General features: G+C 41.0%; 12 protein-coding genes. 4 read left to right on the top strand and 8 right to left on the bottom strand.

Annotated elements, in window-relative coordinates:
- Positions 1 to 52 precede the first annotated feature (52 nt).
- The 8 genes from NFU46_RS09580 to NFU46_RS09545 form a co-directional block, all read right to left on the bottom strand.
- Positions 53 to 1,336: an HlyD family type I secretion periplasmic adaptor subunit gene (locus NFU46_RS09580; protein WP_251601406.1), complete on the bottom strand. Its 1,284-nt coding sequence runs from the start codon at positions 1,334 to 1,336 to the stop codon at positions 53 to 55.
- Positions 1,333 to 3,045, bottom strand: a complete 1,713-nt coding sequence (locus NFU46_RS09575; RefSeq protein WP_235378206.1) for a type I secretion system permease/ATPase — start codon at positions 3,043 to 3,045, stop codon at positions 1,333 to 1,335. The genes NFU46_RS09580 and NFU46_RS09575 overlap by 4 nt, the downstream gene beginning before the upstream one ends.
- Complete coding sequence (locus NFU46_RS09570; RefSeq protein WP_251601404.1) at positions 3,042 to 4,937, bottom strand: hypothetical protein; 1,896 nt, start codon at positions 4,935 to 4,937, stop codon at positions 3,042 to 3,044. The genes NFU46_RS09575 and NFU46_RS09570 overlap by 4 nt, the downstream gene beginning before the upstream one ends.
- 54 nt (positions 4,938 to 4,991) lie before the next feature.
- Positions 4,992 to 5,630: a heme acquisition protein HasA gene (locus tag NFU46_RS09565; RefSeq protein WP_251601402.1), complete on the bottom strand. Its 639-nt coding sequence runs from the start codon at positions 5,628 to 5,630 to the stop codon at positions 4,992 to 4,994.
- 106 nt (positions 5,631 to 5,736) lie between these two features.
- The gene (locus NFU46_RS09560) at positions 5,737 to 7,683 is read right to left on the bottom strand and encodes a choice-of-anchor tandem repeat GloVer-containing protein (RefSeq protein ID WP_251601400.1); all 1,947 of its coding nucleotides are present in this window, start codon (positions 7,681 to 7,683) and stop codon (positions 5,737 to 5,739) included.
- Positions 7,684 to 7,700: 17 nt separating this feature from the next.
- Positions 7,701 to 10,205 (bottom strand): TonB-dependent receptor, encoded by a 2,505-nt coding sequence (locus NFU46_RS09555; protein WP_251601398.1) that lies wholly within the window; start codon positions 10,203 to 10,205, stop codon positions 7,701 to 7,703.
- 101 nt (positions 10,206 to 10,306) lie between these two features.
- Positions 10,307 to 11,272, bottom strand: a complete 966-nt coding sequence (locus NFU46_RS09550) for a FecR domain-containing protein (protein WP_251601395.1) — start codon at positions 11,270 to 11,272, stop codon at positions 10,307 to 10,309.
- A gap of 6 nt (positions 11,273 to 11,278) precedes the next feature.
- A complete protein-coding gene (locus NFU46_RS09545) occupies positions 11,279 to 11,782 on the bottom strand; it encodes a sigma-70 family RNA polymerase sigma factor (RefSeq protein WP_251601393.1) in 504 nt (167 codons plus the stop codon).
- A 286-nt stretch (positions 11,783 to 12,068) separates the two neighbouring features.
- Here NFU46_RS09545 and exbB point away from each other — a divergent pair, with 286 nt between their 5' ends.
- From exbB to NFU46_RS09525, 4 genes are read left to right on the top strand one after another with little or no spacing between them, the layout of a single operon-like run.
- A complete protein-coding gene (gene exbB / locus NFU46_RS09540; protein ID WP_251601391.1) occupies positions 12,069 to 12,941 on the top strand; it encodes a tonB-system energizer ExbB in 873 nt (290 codons plus the stop codon).
- A 4-nt stretch (positions 12,942 to 12,945) separates the two neighbouring features.
- Positions 12,946 to 13,377 (top strand): biopolymer transporter ExbD, encoded by a 432-nt coding sequence (locus tag NFU46_RS09535; protein ID WP_248526279.1) that lies wholly within the window; start codon positions 12,946 to 12,948, stop codon positions 13,375 to 13,377.
- A complete protein-coding gene (locus NFU46_RS09530) occupies positions 13,377 to 14,231 on the top strand; it encodes a TonB family protein (RefSeq protein ID WP_251601389.1) in 855 nt (284 codons plus the stop codon). Before NFU46_RS09535 ends, NFU46_RS09530 begins: the two co-directional genes overlap by 1 nt.
- A gap of 23 nt (positions 14,232 to 14,254) precedes the next feature.
- A complete protein-coding gene (locus NFU46_RS09525; protein ID WP_251601387.1) occupies positions 14,255 to 14,860 on the top strand; it encodes a biliverdin-producing heme oxygenase in 606 nt (201 codons plus the stop codon).
- The last annotated feature ends 45 nt before the right edge of the window (positions 14,861 to 14,905 follow it).

Genomic DNA, 14,905 nt, shown 5'->3' with positions numbered 1-14,905 from the left:
AGTGTATTTATTAGGTAAACCTTCTTAATTATTAATTAAAGTGAAATTCTTTTTAATTATCAGCCATTGCATGAGGAATACGATCTATTAAAGGTTTAAACAAATAACTCAGCATCGAACGCTCTCCATTTTTAACAAATGCTTGAACTGGCATCCCCGGCTGTAACACTAAATCTTTTAGCAACGCTTGTTCATTGACTCGAATAGTTACTTGATAATAAGGCTGCCCAGTTCGTTGGTCGTTGACAATATCTTGTGTCAGGCTATCTATATTGCCTTTAACTTTCGGTGTCGTACTGGTATTGAAAGCATTAAATAGTAGATCTACTTCTTGACCAAGTAAGATGCTATCAATTAGATGAACCGGTACTTTCGCATCCACAATAAGACTTTGGCCTTTAGGCATTATTTCCATTAATAATTGTGATTGGGATACTACATCACCAAACGCATTAAGGCCTACAACTTGACCAGCTGCTGGTGCGCGAACTTCACTATTATCCAGGCTAAATTGAGCCGTAATAATCTGCTGTTTGAAATGACTAATATTCGCTTGATTGGTAGCCATCTGTTGACTGAGGTCTTGCTTGTAAGCTTTTATTGTCTGTTGTAATTGAGTGTCTTGCTCTAATAACCTGGCCTGTTGTGCTTTTAGTTCTGCTTGTGAGTTTGCTGAATCAGCGCTGATCTCCGCAGCTTGTGCCTGTAATTGATAAAGTTTTTCTTGTGATTGATAGCCTTTATCTACTAAAGCTTGTGTGTCTCTAAGCCAATTTTTATATACAGCCAATTGCTGTTGCTGACTGGCAACCACATTTTGTAGGCCTAAAATTCTCGATTGCGTAGTGTGTTTGTTATTTTCTAACAGTAAGAGTTTTGCATCCTGCGTTGCTTTTCTTTGTACAAACAATTGCTGATGCAAGCGCATAGCCTCTTCGGCTTGTGGTAATGCTATTTCGGTTAACGCTGATGAATAGTGCAACTTCGGCGTTAGTGTAAACTCAGCATATAAACGTTCTTTTTCTGCCAGTGCCATATAATATTGAGTTGTTGCGGCCTCAAGCTGACTTTTAGCGACTCGGTTATCGAGGGTCACTAAAGGCTGATTTTTCTCAACCCATTGACCATTTTGCACTAACAACTGGGCAAGCACCCCACTTTGTGGAGCTTGTATTTGTTTTTTTCTCCCAGATACAATAACTTGACCTTCAATCACAGCACCTTTATCTAGTGGTGCAAAGGCTCCCCAAAGTAAAAAAACACCCAAACTTAGTGCAGTCATAATCCAGCCCCAAAGAATGTATTTACGACCTGCTATGCCGTGTTGAGCATTCATGCTATTGCCACTCCCTGTTGACTTTGTTTGGCTCTTTGCATGGCGTTTAATACGTTTTCTTTAGCGCCAAATGCCTGAACATGGCCTTTGTTTAGTAACAAAATTTTATCGCTCATAGCTAAAATATTCGCTCTGTGAGTTATAAATATCACACTACTGCCAGCTTGCTTTAACGTTTTGATTGTTGCTGCTAACGCAGCCTCACCGCTATCATCTAAATTCGCATTTGCTTCATCTAAAATAACCACCTTAGGATCAGCATACACTGCTCTTGCAAGGCCTATGCGCTGTTTTTCGCCGCCCGATAAACCGGTTCCTGCTTCACCTAGTTGCGTTTCATAACCATTACTTAACTTGAGTATCATGTCATGGACCCCAGCCAACTTCGCGGCTTTAATCACCAAGTGATCATCCACCTCGCCAAATCGTGCAATATTTTGCGCGATACTGCCTGCAAAAAGGCTCACATTCTGTGGTAAATAACCAATAAAAGGGCCTAAGCTTTGTTTATTCCACTGAAATACATCTGCGCCATCTAAACGCACTTTACCTATACGCGGCTCCCAAATACCGCATAGCATTCTCGCAATTGATGATTTACCAGCACCTGAGGGGCCTATAATGGCCAAAATTTCTGCTGGTTCAAGCTCAAAACTAATATTTTTAAGAACAGGATGCTGAGCCATTGGTGGGATTAAAGTGGCGTTCTCAATGGTTAATTTACCGCTTGGTTTAGGTAAACAAAGCCCTTCCTTTACTGATGGATATTGACATAACAAGCCATTTAAACGTTGTTGTGATTGCTTAACTGATTGCCATTGTTTAAAAGCACCAACCAATTGCTCAACTGGCGAGAGCATACGTCCTGCCAAAATAGAGCCCGCAATCATCATTCCAGCTGTTATTTCTCCCGCAACAGCCAACCATGCGCCTGCACCTAGCATCATTGACTGTAATGCGAGTCGTAAAACTTTACTGGTTGCAGTAAGAACAGAACTTAAATTACTCGCTTCACTTTGATGGCAAATTCCAGCCCAGTGCTCTGACTGCCATCGTTCTTGTAAATTTTGCTGCATACCCATGGCTTGAGCAACTTCGGCATTATTAATGATATCGCTGGCGAGTCTGTTAGCATTTGTAGTTGCTTGTGAGGCTAAAACTAGAGACTGTTTAGCCCATAATTCATTTGCTAAAGCTAAAGCAAATAACACTAAACTACCAACCAATGCGAGCGTGCCCAATAAAGGGTGAAAAAAGAACAAAATTACTAAGAAAATAGGCGCCCAAGGCGCATCAAAAAAGGCAAACACGCTACTCCCTGTCATAAACTGACGAACTTGATTAAGATCGTTAATCAGTAGTCCTGAGTTAGCGTTACCAGTTTTAAGTTGATGTTGATATAACGCATTAAATACACGGTTGTGTAAAGTTTTATCAAATTGTTGACTAATGCTTATTAATACTCGGCTCCGGATCCACTCCAGCCCCCCCATTAATAAGAAAAATACCGCAACCATCGAAGAGATTAGCCATAAGGTGTCTAAATTTGCTGAGCTCAAAACGCGATCATAAACCTGCAACATGTAGATTGCAGGCAACAGCATTAATACATTAATGACAGCACTAAACCCTGCAACATGATAAAAACTGCGCATTTGCAGCTTTAAAGCATCTTTAAGTGGTTTACTAAGCGCTTGCGAAGCGTTCATTTAAACCTCGTTGTACGAACTGGTTTAAACAATGCTGCCGCAGTTAACAAAAACAGCCAACGCCAGTCTAAACTGCCGCCATTACCATAGCTAAGTGACTCACTGTCTTTTGCTTTGGCTTCTGCATCCACATACAAGGTTGCTAGGGCAGCAAAACGACTATTCACATCGCTATCCTTACAATTAACTGTCAATGTATAAACCCCTGTCTGTGGCGAAATAACCATACTGCCTTGCGGCTCTAGTGGCGAATCAGGTTGCCAGTCGCCAATCGCTGTTTCCCCCGTTGCTTTACAGTCTGTTGCATTAAAACTGGACCAAGTCACTTCGGCTTGCTCTCCTTGCTTTATAGTCCCTGGAGTTATGCTGATTGACACTGAGCCTGTCGGCTGTTGAGCACTTAAATCTACTTCAAATACAGTACCGAATTTATCATTGAGGTATTTATTACCAGAATTATCGGTATACCCTCGGCCACCATATAAGGTGGTGCCGTATAAGTTACCGTTTGCAGCTAACATGATACCGGTTGGCACTTTGCCGTCGGCATCAACATCTATCCCCGCTTTAAAAGAGTGTACATGTTCAAAACCACTTTCAACGACCACGCCATTTTCAACTTTAATATCTGCGAGGCGAATACGATAAATGGTGCCATTCCCGGTTACTTCCCCGAATTCCGAGGGGTAGGGGTTGCCTTGCTTTACGCTTATAACTTCATCTTTATGGACACCGCCCCCCATCGTTGTACCATAAAGGTAGCCATTGTCCGTAATCGCCATTGGTCCGCGGGGCTGGCTACCATCTAGGTCACTAAATGTATGCACTAACACAAAATCAGAGCCATCTTTTTTTACTCTAAATACAGAGCCAAAAGGGTTACTGCCATCATAATGAGGATATTCTGTATGGATGAGATTTTCTTTATCGGTCACAGAATATAAGGCATAGCTACCACCACAAATGCCATTATCAAATTTTGCCTCTTGCTGATTATGAACGATTATTCCTTTTGTTTTACAAGTACCTACCGACGTGGTGCCGTATAAATAACCTTGTTGGTCTTCAACCAAATAGGTGGCTATACGCGCAGCTTCACCTCTTGTCCACGGAACTTCTCCCTCGGCTAAGGTAAACTCGTGTATAATTTCAGGGCTTTGTACTGGGTCGTTACTTAAGTCCATTGCGTAGAGGGCGCCGACAATAAAATCATCATCAATCGAGAGTGTATCTAAAAATGGTGTGCCTCTGGGGTAGGCCAAATAGCCAAATAATGTATTACCACTCAATAACATACCTCCCGCACCAGTATAATAACCATGCGGGTTATTGTTAAAACGGTGCATTTCAATCAAGGTATTATCGGCGTCTAAGCGCATTAACCGCGAGTAAGATTCGCCGTCTGTGTCTATAAACAGTAGCCGCCCCTGCTGATCAAAAATGGGCTGAACGTTAGGTTGACTGCTAAGCTCTTCCTCATTGTTATCAAAAACAATATTTTTATTACTGCCATCTGAGTGGACATAAAAAATGTTACCATCTAAATCAATACTATAAAGCCTATCGAGCTGTGGATGCTCAGCAAAACCCACGTATGATTTAATATCTTTAGCCAATGAAAAATAATGACCTTGCACCGGCGCCAGCCCCCACATATTTGCTGCCCTAGTGTCGTTACCAAAAATATCTACATGTCCTGTGGATGATATTCCTAGCAGTTGGTCTCGCTCAGCATTATAGATAGGGGGTGCATAGGGTTTCCCTGCCGTAGGCCAACCTTCAGGGCCACTATAATGAAGTGAAGTCAGGTAATTTACACTAACATCGTCAACCGCCGTGTTAGCAAGGCAAGAAAGCGGCAAAGTGAATAAAAAAATGCAGAGTGTTTTCATAGCTAGCTCAATAAATTTTAAGTAGCACTGCAGCAAAGCTACAGTGCAGTTAGATTATGCAACGAGTTCGTATTCGACAAAGCTTGAAACACCAATAGTGTCAAGTGATGCAAAGCTAGCAGCACCAGTTTCGTTTAGGGTTAAGTCAATTCCATTGTCAGATAGTAAAGTAGTGAAGTAATCAAACTCCGCATCTTTTAAGCCATCTACAATGTTATGGGTGGTATTGTCACCAGTTGTACGGTCAATCACATTGCCGCTTGCATCAATACCGGCATTTAGGCCTATGGTATCTAGACCATCGAAACTAACTAACTCATCAGTGAAGCTGTATTCACCGTTAGCATCTTGAGTGATGCCGTAACCAAAGGAAATTGAGGCAATTTCACCGTAAATTGTATGAGATGGGCTAGAGAAGAAGGTGTAATCTAAGTAAGAACCATCAGCAGCCTGAATGATAAAGCCTAGGCTGCCATCACTTGAAGTGCCCTCTTGCACAAATTGCGTGCCAGAGAACGTACCAAAGCTCCCCCAAAAACCTAAATCTACAATAGGATCTGGATTTTCAGTACCAGCGAAACTACCAATGCTTTCATCGTAAGTTGTATCCGTAAAAAACTCACTTGCGTAGGTGAAAAAGTCATTTAAACTGCCGTAGCTATAATTTGCACCATATGAAACTTGTATAGACATAATATTTCCTTTTCTGTTTTTGTAATGACCTAGAGGTCTGAAATAGTCATATCAATTGCGCGCCAGATTGATATGACTGGGTTAATTAGCAAAACCGGTTGCTAATTTAGCTTTTAATTTTGTTACGAAAGCGTCTACCAACTAATAAGCCAAGAGCCAAGATTACACCGCCAAATGCCCCACCACTGCTGCTATTATCTTCTGGTTCTGGCTCTGGTTCTGGTTCTGGTTCTGGTGCAGGATTAACTAAAATATCCAAAGTTTGAACATAGTCAGTTTGGTCGTTATCTTGGCAAGTTAGAATGTATGATTTGTTGCCATCAGTGCTTGGCTCGATAGTTTCGGTACCACTGGTTTCTTTTGCACCTTCCCAGTCACCACTAGCCGTACATTGGCTTAAGTTAGATGTTTGCCAATTTAACTCTACGCTTTCTCCTAAGGTGATTTCGGTAACTGAAGAAGTAAAGTTCAGCTCTGGTTTTGGGTTTACAACCACATTAACTAACTGAACATGAGGTTTTTGGTCAGTGTCTTGGCAACTTAATAAATAAGATTGTTCACCTTCAGAGCTTGGCTCAATTGATTCAGTACCACTGGTTTCTTTTGCACCTTGCCAATCGCCACTTGCAGTACATTGGCTTAAGTTGGTTGACTGCCAGTTGACTTCAACACTCTCTCCTAAAGTTATTTCTGAAGTTTGAGTGGTAAACTCCATAGCGTGTTGTTTTACAGTGAATTGATATACGCTTCCCGTGTCGTTTACCGCGTCGCCATTGGTGGCACCGTAAATAATTTGTTCGCCATTCACTAGCGCACCAGCAGTTAAACCTACTGGTAGAGGTGAGGCTTGATCTGCAAAGTGGAGTACAAGCTGAAAATTGTCTTGCTCTTTATCAAGGTCGCGTGCGTCTGTACTTAGGTTAATACGAAATAGCACACCTGAATTATCGTCACTGCCTCCGGCGGTTGTTGTACCGTAAATATTTCCATCTGCTGCAACTACAAGTGGGCCCGCTGGCGTTTTACCATTTAGGTTTGTTTCTGCTTCATCTTGTTCTGAACCAAATGTATGTAACACGGTAAATGCGTCTAAATTGGTTTTGTGGGCACGCCATACTGTTTTAGCTGACGTTCCGTATAACCAATCACCGCTTTCTACTAACGAGTTGGTTGCTAAGGTATGGTCATCGATAAGACCATGTAGGTTATTAGAAAAGGTTTTTAAAATTTGTACTTCTGAGCCGCCATCCGTTTTAACATTGGTTAAATCTAGCTTAAACAGGGTGCCGCTTGGGAAGTCGCCATCTTCTAAGCCTTCGGTACTGCCTGCTCCATCAGACTTTGAAGATTTATGTGCAAGGCCATAAATAGCATTATCTTGTTCACTGTATATCAGTGAGGCAGGCGCTTCACCTTTAGTAAAAATATTGCCCTGTTTATATTCATCACGGCTAAAGTCAATCAGTACAGCGATTTCACCTTCACTATTAAGGCGCAGTAATGCACTATAATCACTACCTCGTTCATAAGCGGCAAAATAGATGTTGTCTTGTGCATCTATCGTCATCAAGCCTTGTACTCGGAAGTCTCCGCCATTAATACTAGAGAGATCCAAATGCGATAGTGCATCCTCTATTACTTCGCCTTCACTCCATTTGAATAATGTTCTGTTTGCGCCACCATAAACAACTCCCTGACTATCAACCACGGTATTCGTTACAAAGGCTAGCGTGTCGTTATTAACTTCGTTTATATATGTGGTGTAGTCGGTTAACTCGCCTTCGGTTAATTGGGGAGTGAAGCTATAAATACCCGACTGCGTTAGCGTGGCAAAGTCACTTCCACCACCAGAAAGAAAAGTACCTATTAATTTACCATTATGGGTATTTAATGTCGGTGGTTTTGCGGGCATCATGCCTTTATCGCCGCCCATCATAATGGTCGGCGGTGTACCAAATGCATGTAATTGTTGTAGGTTAATTTCAGCGGCACTTGCAAGATTTGCGCTAAACAATGCACTGGTAATAAGGGCTAGCTTAAAGGTATGTCGCATTTTTATTCCTTTATTATTTAAAATGTTGCGGTTAATTGAGCAGTGGCGGTGCGCCCAGGCGCAATCCAATATGAAGTACCATTTGCTTCGGCATAATTGAGATCGGTCAGGTTGTCGACCGACATACGTAATTTAAACTGTGATGTGAATTGATATTCCAACCAAAAGTCATAAACTTGCCAGTCAACAACGTCTTCATAAGCGCTGCCACCACGACCGTCGTTATCTTCGTAACGCATTCGAGCGCCTAACTTTAAAGTGTCTTCAAATAACTTTAAGCCTAGGGTCAATGCACCACTGTGTTTTGGTGGAGGGATATAGTTCAAGCTTCCCGATCCAGCTTGACCCATACTTGTTTCTGGATAACCTACTTGGCTTCCTAGAGGAAATGGATCATAGCCACCCTTGCCAAGGTCAACATTCATTTTGGTGTAATTAAGCTCAGCAAATAGCCTTTTTGATTCATAATCAGCTTGCAGTTCAAGGCCATCAAAACGGATCTCATCTTGTAAATTGACATAACTCAGCGTCATTCCATTGTCATCAATAGAAGTAGGTCTCATCACGCGACCTTGGACAATAAAGTTATCGATGGTATTTTCGAACCATGCTGTTTTAATGAATAAATCGTGGTCTTTGGCTATATCAAGCAACTCAAAATTAAGACCAATTTCATTATTCCAAGCTTCTTCAGCTTCAAGTCCAGGGTTTGGGTAAAAAGGGAAAGAGTTACCAACATGAGCACCAAATAATAAGGTCTCTGTGATTTCAGGCGGCCTGACTGCCTGAGCTGAACTTAAGTAGCCTTGTATTTTATCGTTAAAGCGATAGGCTAAACGCATATTTGGTGAAAGGTAATTTTCATGCCGGTCAACGTCAAAGTCGGTATAGATCAAAGTGCGACTAGGCGAAACTCCGGGAGGGTTAAGAATGTAACCAGAGTATATTTCTCCACCTCCTTGCAGTGAAAATTGCTCATAGCGCAAACCTGATTCAAAAGAGAAATGCTCGCCGTATTGCCATTCAGCTTGAATATAAGCACTGCCAAGAGAGCGATCACCTTCAGGGGTTGCACCTGTAAACCAAGATGGATCGCCAGTTCCTGGCGTTTGCTGTATTGCTTGAGGCTCTGTCCAATCTTTAAAATATTCGCCACCTAAAGTAAGTAATAACAATGACTCATGTTGTGTTAACCAATCATGCTTGAGGCTAAAAAAGGCAAGATTATCAACAACCATTCCTAGGGTGTTGGTTTCATATTGCAATTCAAACTCGCCGTAGGGATTGCTGCTTTCTCCCATTTCATAAACATGCTGACGCATTTGAGTGCGGTTGTAATAAACACTGGCATTAAGATTGAGGTAATTTGAGTTTGCAGCCCATGTGTAATCTAATTTAATCGTATCGTTATTGAGTGAACTGCTACTTTCGGGCTCTGCATCTACTGATGTCGCTGAGCCTTCTTCAAAGTTGCCATAAAAACCGACATAGCTAAGCTTTACTGACTGCTCTTTATTTATTGTGTAATCAGCTTTGAGCAATGACGACCAGTTATCTTGCTCGGTAAAGTTACTCATTGCACTAAAGTAACTACTAGAATCAGCATTACCGCCATGTTGGCCTGGCTTAAAACGGCCAACATTCTTATGCCCTACCGCAGCAACAAGCTCTAGGTCTTTTCCCACACGCACAGTAGACGCTAATAAGCCCTGCATATGATAGGCATTGTTGCCAGATGAAATGGCTAGCTTAGTACCATGATCTTTACCTGGAGCCGCCAAATCATCAAATTCAAGCGTTTTAAAATTTACAACACCAGCAATCGCGCCAGCACCACCACTTTCGCCTACTGGTCCCTTTGCAATTTCGACACTCGACAGTAATTGAGGATCTAAATAAACCATCCCATTGGCACCATGACCACTGCGTTTGAAGTTCTGCCTAGCTCCGTCGATCATCACATTAACTCGACCAAAGTCTTGTAAACCACGAACATTTACTGCAACCCCAGGCTCCTGCCGAGTTTGGGAAGTGGTAACACCTGAAACGTTATAGAAAATATCTGATGTATCACGTGGGGCAATGCGTTGGAGCTGAGCTTGATCAAGTTGAGTATTTGAAGAGGCTGATTGATAAATTTCTATACGCTTATTAGATGTAGCCTGAACCTCTAAGGTATCGAGTAAAATCTCACCATTTGATTGGGCTAAGAGTGCACGTATAACATAACTTCCATTAGCCGTTTTCTCGGCATACAAGCCAGTCCCCAAGAGAAGCTGTTGGAACCCTGTATCAAGTTCGAATTCACCTTTTAGACCAGTAGATTGCAAATCGCCAACTTGCTTAGGATCAAACTGCAGCAAGATGCCTGTTTGGAGGGCAAATGTATTAAGTGCCTCAGCCAAACTACCTTGCGGTATATCAAGTTGGTGGGCTTGATCCGCTAACACCTTTGCAGAAAATGTAAATTGCAGGCATAGCAAGACTGTAAAAATGAAACGCGATAAGCGGCCTTGTAACATAAATAGTTCTCATTATTTTTTAGAGCTATTAATAGGACGCAGCAAAATCAAAAAGCAGTAATAAAATTTATTAAATAATGAAATTAATTTTATAATTTATTTTATTTCAATGAGATATACTCAAAATAATTGGCGATAGAGGTATGGGTCACAGCGGGTTCTGACGCTATCATCTGTAGCGCCATAGCAATATTGTCTGTTGGGTAAACACCTGAAACTCGGATATGTTCAAGTGCGGATTGATTGTAAATAAAGACCCCTTGATAATGAGGCTCAAGCAAACTTAATAACCTAGCTAAACTCATATTATTAGCAACTAACCTATTATTTAACCACGCTAATTCTATATCAGGGTTAGCAGCTGTTGGCCCAATGAGGTGACTATTAGCCACTGACATTGCTTGACCTTCCTTACCTACGACACATTTTTTAACAGGTAAATAGCACAGTTCTACTTTTGATTCACTCACAACGACAAAGGTATCTTGTTCGTGGCGTTTAACAGAAAATTGTGTCCCTAAGGCTGTTGCCGTTGCTTTATCTGTTTCCACCACTAATGGCCAACTTGAATTAGTTTTTGCCACTAAATGTATTTCTCCCTGATTCAACTTAATCAATCGTTGCTTAGAACTAAACTCTATATCCACTTGGGTTTGCGCGTTGAGAGTCAGTATGGAGCCATCTTTAAGCTCAACAGTTTTTTGCTCTCCTTTTAGAGTGTAATAATCAGAACTAACTCCTGTTAGACCTACATGATTGGCCATGAATCCGAGCCCAATAAAAAGAGCCGATAAAACGACCGATTTAGCAAAATGATTAGACTTAGGCTTATCTTTATCTAGTACCCTATTGAGGATTTGCGAATCAAAATGGCTGTTATCAGTGCTGTCAAATTCGCACCACAGTGCTTGCAATTCTGAGTAAGCTTTTTGATTTTCAGGATCGGCTTTGAGCCACTGACTATGGGCTTGAATATCGGCATCGGTGAAGTTGTCAGAATTGAGTAAAACACACCAATTTGCGGCCTGTTCAAGCTTAGATTTGTAGTCTGGGTACTGTACGGACATTATGGCTTAATCGAGTAATTGGCTGTGGCAATGAAGCAATGTTTGGGCAATATATTTTTGCACCATACTCACCGATATATTCAGTTCCTGGGCAATTTCTTGATACTTCAAACCATCTAACCTTGCCATTAAGAATGCGCGCCTTGGTTTATCTGCTAACCCTTCAAGTAAGCGCGATAACGCCTCTAGTTTTTGGATCATTTCATGCACTTCTTCACACGAAGGGGCATATTCTTGTGAAGACTCTAACTGAGCTTCAAAGTAGGCTTGCTCAATGCGTTTACGTCTTGCTTTATCGATAATTAAACGATTTGCAATTGTAGCAAGGTAAGCACGAGGTTCTTTCACTTCAAATAAATCAATTGACGAAGTCAGAGCACGAATAAATGTGTCTTGTGAAAGGTCTTGTGCATCATGATGGCAATGAAGGTTAAGTTTCTTCTGTAAAAACCTTAATAGCCAAAATTGATTGTCGCGAACAAATAGATCCATACTGGTGTAATTAAGCACTGCGGTTCCCTACCAATAAATGCAAATGATAACAATTATCATTACCGTACCATTCTTATTTATTCAAGGCAAGTTTGTTGTTTAAAATATGATAATGACCACTTTTAGCTAGCCTCTTTTCAAAACCCTCCATTCAATCAGAGAATTACAACAAATCGCTTAAAGCAAATGCCCGCCGTAGACAAAAAAATTCAATTTTTATTACGGGAAAATGATTTTGGTGCGTCTTATCTAATATGACGTTTATTTTTTTCGCCATTTTTGTCAGTTGGCTGGAGTAGATTTAATGAAATTTGGAGTAGTGCTTTTTGTGGCTCTTTTTGGCTTTTTTTCCGGGCATAGTTATTCATCTGAGCAAGACCCTGCAAATGAAATAGTAAGCCAAGTAACTAAATTAGATAGCCCACAATTAGCCGACAGCGCAGCTTTTGTTAGCCATGATTTGTCGCCTTGGGGTATGTATTTAGCGGCCGATGTGATTGTTAAAACCGTTATGATTGGCCTACTACTAGCTTCTATTGTGTGTTGGGGTATTTTTATCGCGAAGCTTATTTATCTTAATAAAAGTAAACGTGAAGGCAGGGCTTTATTAGTCAAACTATTAAATAGTCATAACTTAAAAATGGCAGAACAAGGTTTAACTCAAGAGCCAAGTACAGCAAAACTATTAATTCAAGCTTGCCTACATGAGCTTATCTTAAGTAGTAAAAACGCAACGACAAGTGATGCATTAAAAGAGCGTGTTGCAGCTCGCTTAGATAGGGTAAAAGCCGAGCTATCTGCAGATATGAACAAAGGAACGGGGGTTTTAGCAACCATTGGTTCTGTTGCTCCATTTGTTGGTTTGTTTGGTACTGTTTGGGGGATTATGAATAGCTTTATAAGCATCGCCAAAACACAAACAACCAATCTTGCTGTTGTCGCGCCAGGCATAGCTGAAGCATTACTTGCAACGGCCCTAGGTTTAGTTGCAGCAATACCCGCAGTTGTGATGTACAACTATTTTTCACGCTCTATAACAGCCTATAAATCGCAATTATTAGACACAGTGACTGTCATAATGACAATCCTTAGCCGTGATTTATCAGCAAAAGATACTCAAGCAAAACCACTAGAGCAGTTAATTGACTATCAGCAAATCAAAGCTGCAGGGAAATAAAGCCGTGTCTTTTAACTTACAACAAGATGATGAAGAACTAGTTGAACAACATGACATTAATGTCACACCGTTTATTGATGTTATGTTGGTTTTACTGATAATTTTTATGGTTGCCGCACCATTAGCAACAGTTAGTGTGCCTGTTGAACTACCCAGTATTGATTCTGAAACGAAAGCCTCTGAACAAAAACCAACTTACCTTACATTACAAAAAGATTTGTCTTTGGTTATTGGTGAAAAGCAGTCTGTCGCGAAAACCGAACTAGTTGAAGCGTTATTGCAGCAAAAAATCACTCATGAGCAAGCAATTTTAATCCGCGCTGATCGCAGTGTAGATTACGGGGACTTTGTTGATTTGCTGAATATTCTTTCTAAAGCGGGCTATAAGAACATTGCATTAGTTGGGCTAGAAAAAACACAAGCGAGTCAGCAGTAATGAGCATGATAGCTGGTCAGCCAACGCTTAGAACAGGCTATCGTAAATTACAGTTACTCTGTGTTTCAACAGTATTAATTGTTCATCTGTTGGTTGCAGCTTACTTTATTATGAGCCCTGCAGTTGCTATAACACAAACGACACATGCCGCAATGCCTGATGCCGTCGTCATTAGTATGGTAGCCGCACCTAAAGTGCCAAAAAATGCGCTACCAGAGGGGCCTGAACAGCAGATGGCGAGTCAATCCTCTGCTGAGAGTAAGCCTAAACCCAAACCTAAAGAACAGCCTAAACTCGAGCAACCAGAGCTTATCGCTAAGCAGTCTGAGATTAAAATTACAAAGCCTAATGTAACTAAAAAAACCAAAGTAGCTAAAGTCGAAAAAGTGCAAGAAACAGCTGTTGATGACACTAAGCCTGTTAAAGAGAAAGTTGAACAGACAGAACAAAATTCTCAGAACGACAGAGAAGTTGCACAGACTACAGCACCAAAATCAATTGATGCAGCTCCAGCAGAACAACGTACAGGCCCAGTTAGTAATGCATTTAGCAAGCAACAAGCTGAGGCTAAGCAGCGCTGGCAAATGCAATTATCAGCTCACCTTGAAAGACGTAAACGCTATCCTCGAATGGCAAAACTGAAACGTCAGCAAGGCGTGCCTTGGGTAAAATTTACAATGGATCGAGAAGGCCAAGTAATTGCAGTTTCTTTATTTAGAGCAAGCGGTGTGTCATCCCTTGATAAAGAGGTACTAGCTCTGGTCAAACGCGCAGAACCATTACCCTTACCCCCAGACGAAATAACAGGTACTACATTAACGCTCACCTTACCTGTTGAATTTTTTATAAATTAAATATTAGAAACGCGGAGTTAATCATGTCTTCATTGGATATGGAAACAATTAAAGAAAGCACTTTAACAGCCCAGCTGAAAGCAGAAACAACTTCTATTCATGATGGTTTAGATAAAGCGATTATGACTAAAAGGCCTTTTTCAAGCATTGAACGCTATGCATTGTTTTTACAAATACAACTAGCATTTCATATTACGGTCGCCCCTTTATATCATGATAAAAGGTTTCAAGATTGCATTACAGGGCTTGCAGGTATGCAGCGCTTAGATGCTGTGTACGATGATTTATGCGATTTATCATTTAAGCAGCAGGCCGATGAAATTCTTAAGCAATACTCTGATAAGCGCACATTCACATTTGAACAAGGCTTAGCGTGGTTGTATGTAGTTGAAGGATCAAACCTTGGTGCAGAATATTTATTAAAAGCCGCCAAACGTATTGATTTATCGGAGACATTTGGAGCTAGGCATTTAGCACCTGCCGAACAAGGCCGCGGTACTGCATGGCAACAGTTTTCTAATTCAATCAATAAAATAGAGCTTGATGATTTACAAAGAAAAAATGCTCTTATTGCTGCTCAACAAGCATTTTCGTTTGTTCGTGAGCTAGTCGATAAAACATTTGCATAAGCCAAAAATAAAAATGAGCAGCAACAAAATAAAAAACGCACACGG

This window comes from Pseudoalteromonas sp. NCCP-2140 (assembly GCF_023708065.1).
Classification (GTDB): domain Bacteria; phylum Pseudomonadota; class Gammaproteobacteria; order Enterobacterales; family Alteromonadaceae; genus Pseudoalteromonas.
Note: the sequence above shows the minus strand (reverse complement) of the source record. Positions and strands in the feature narration are given on the sequence as shown.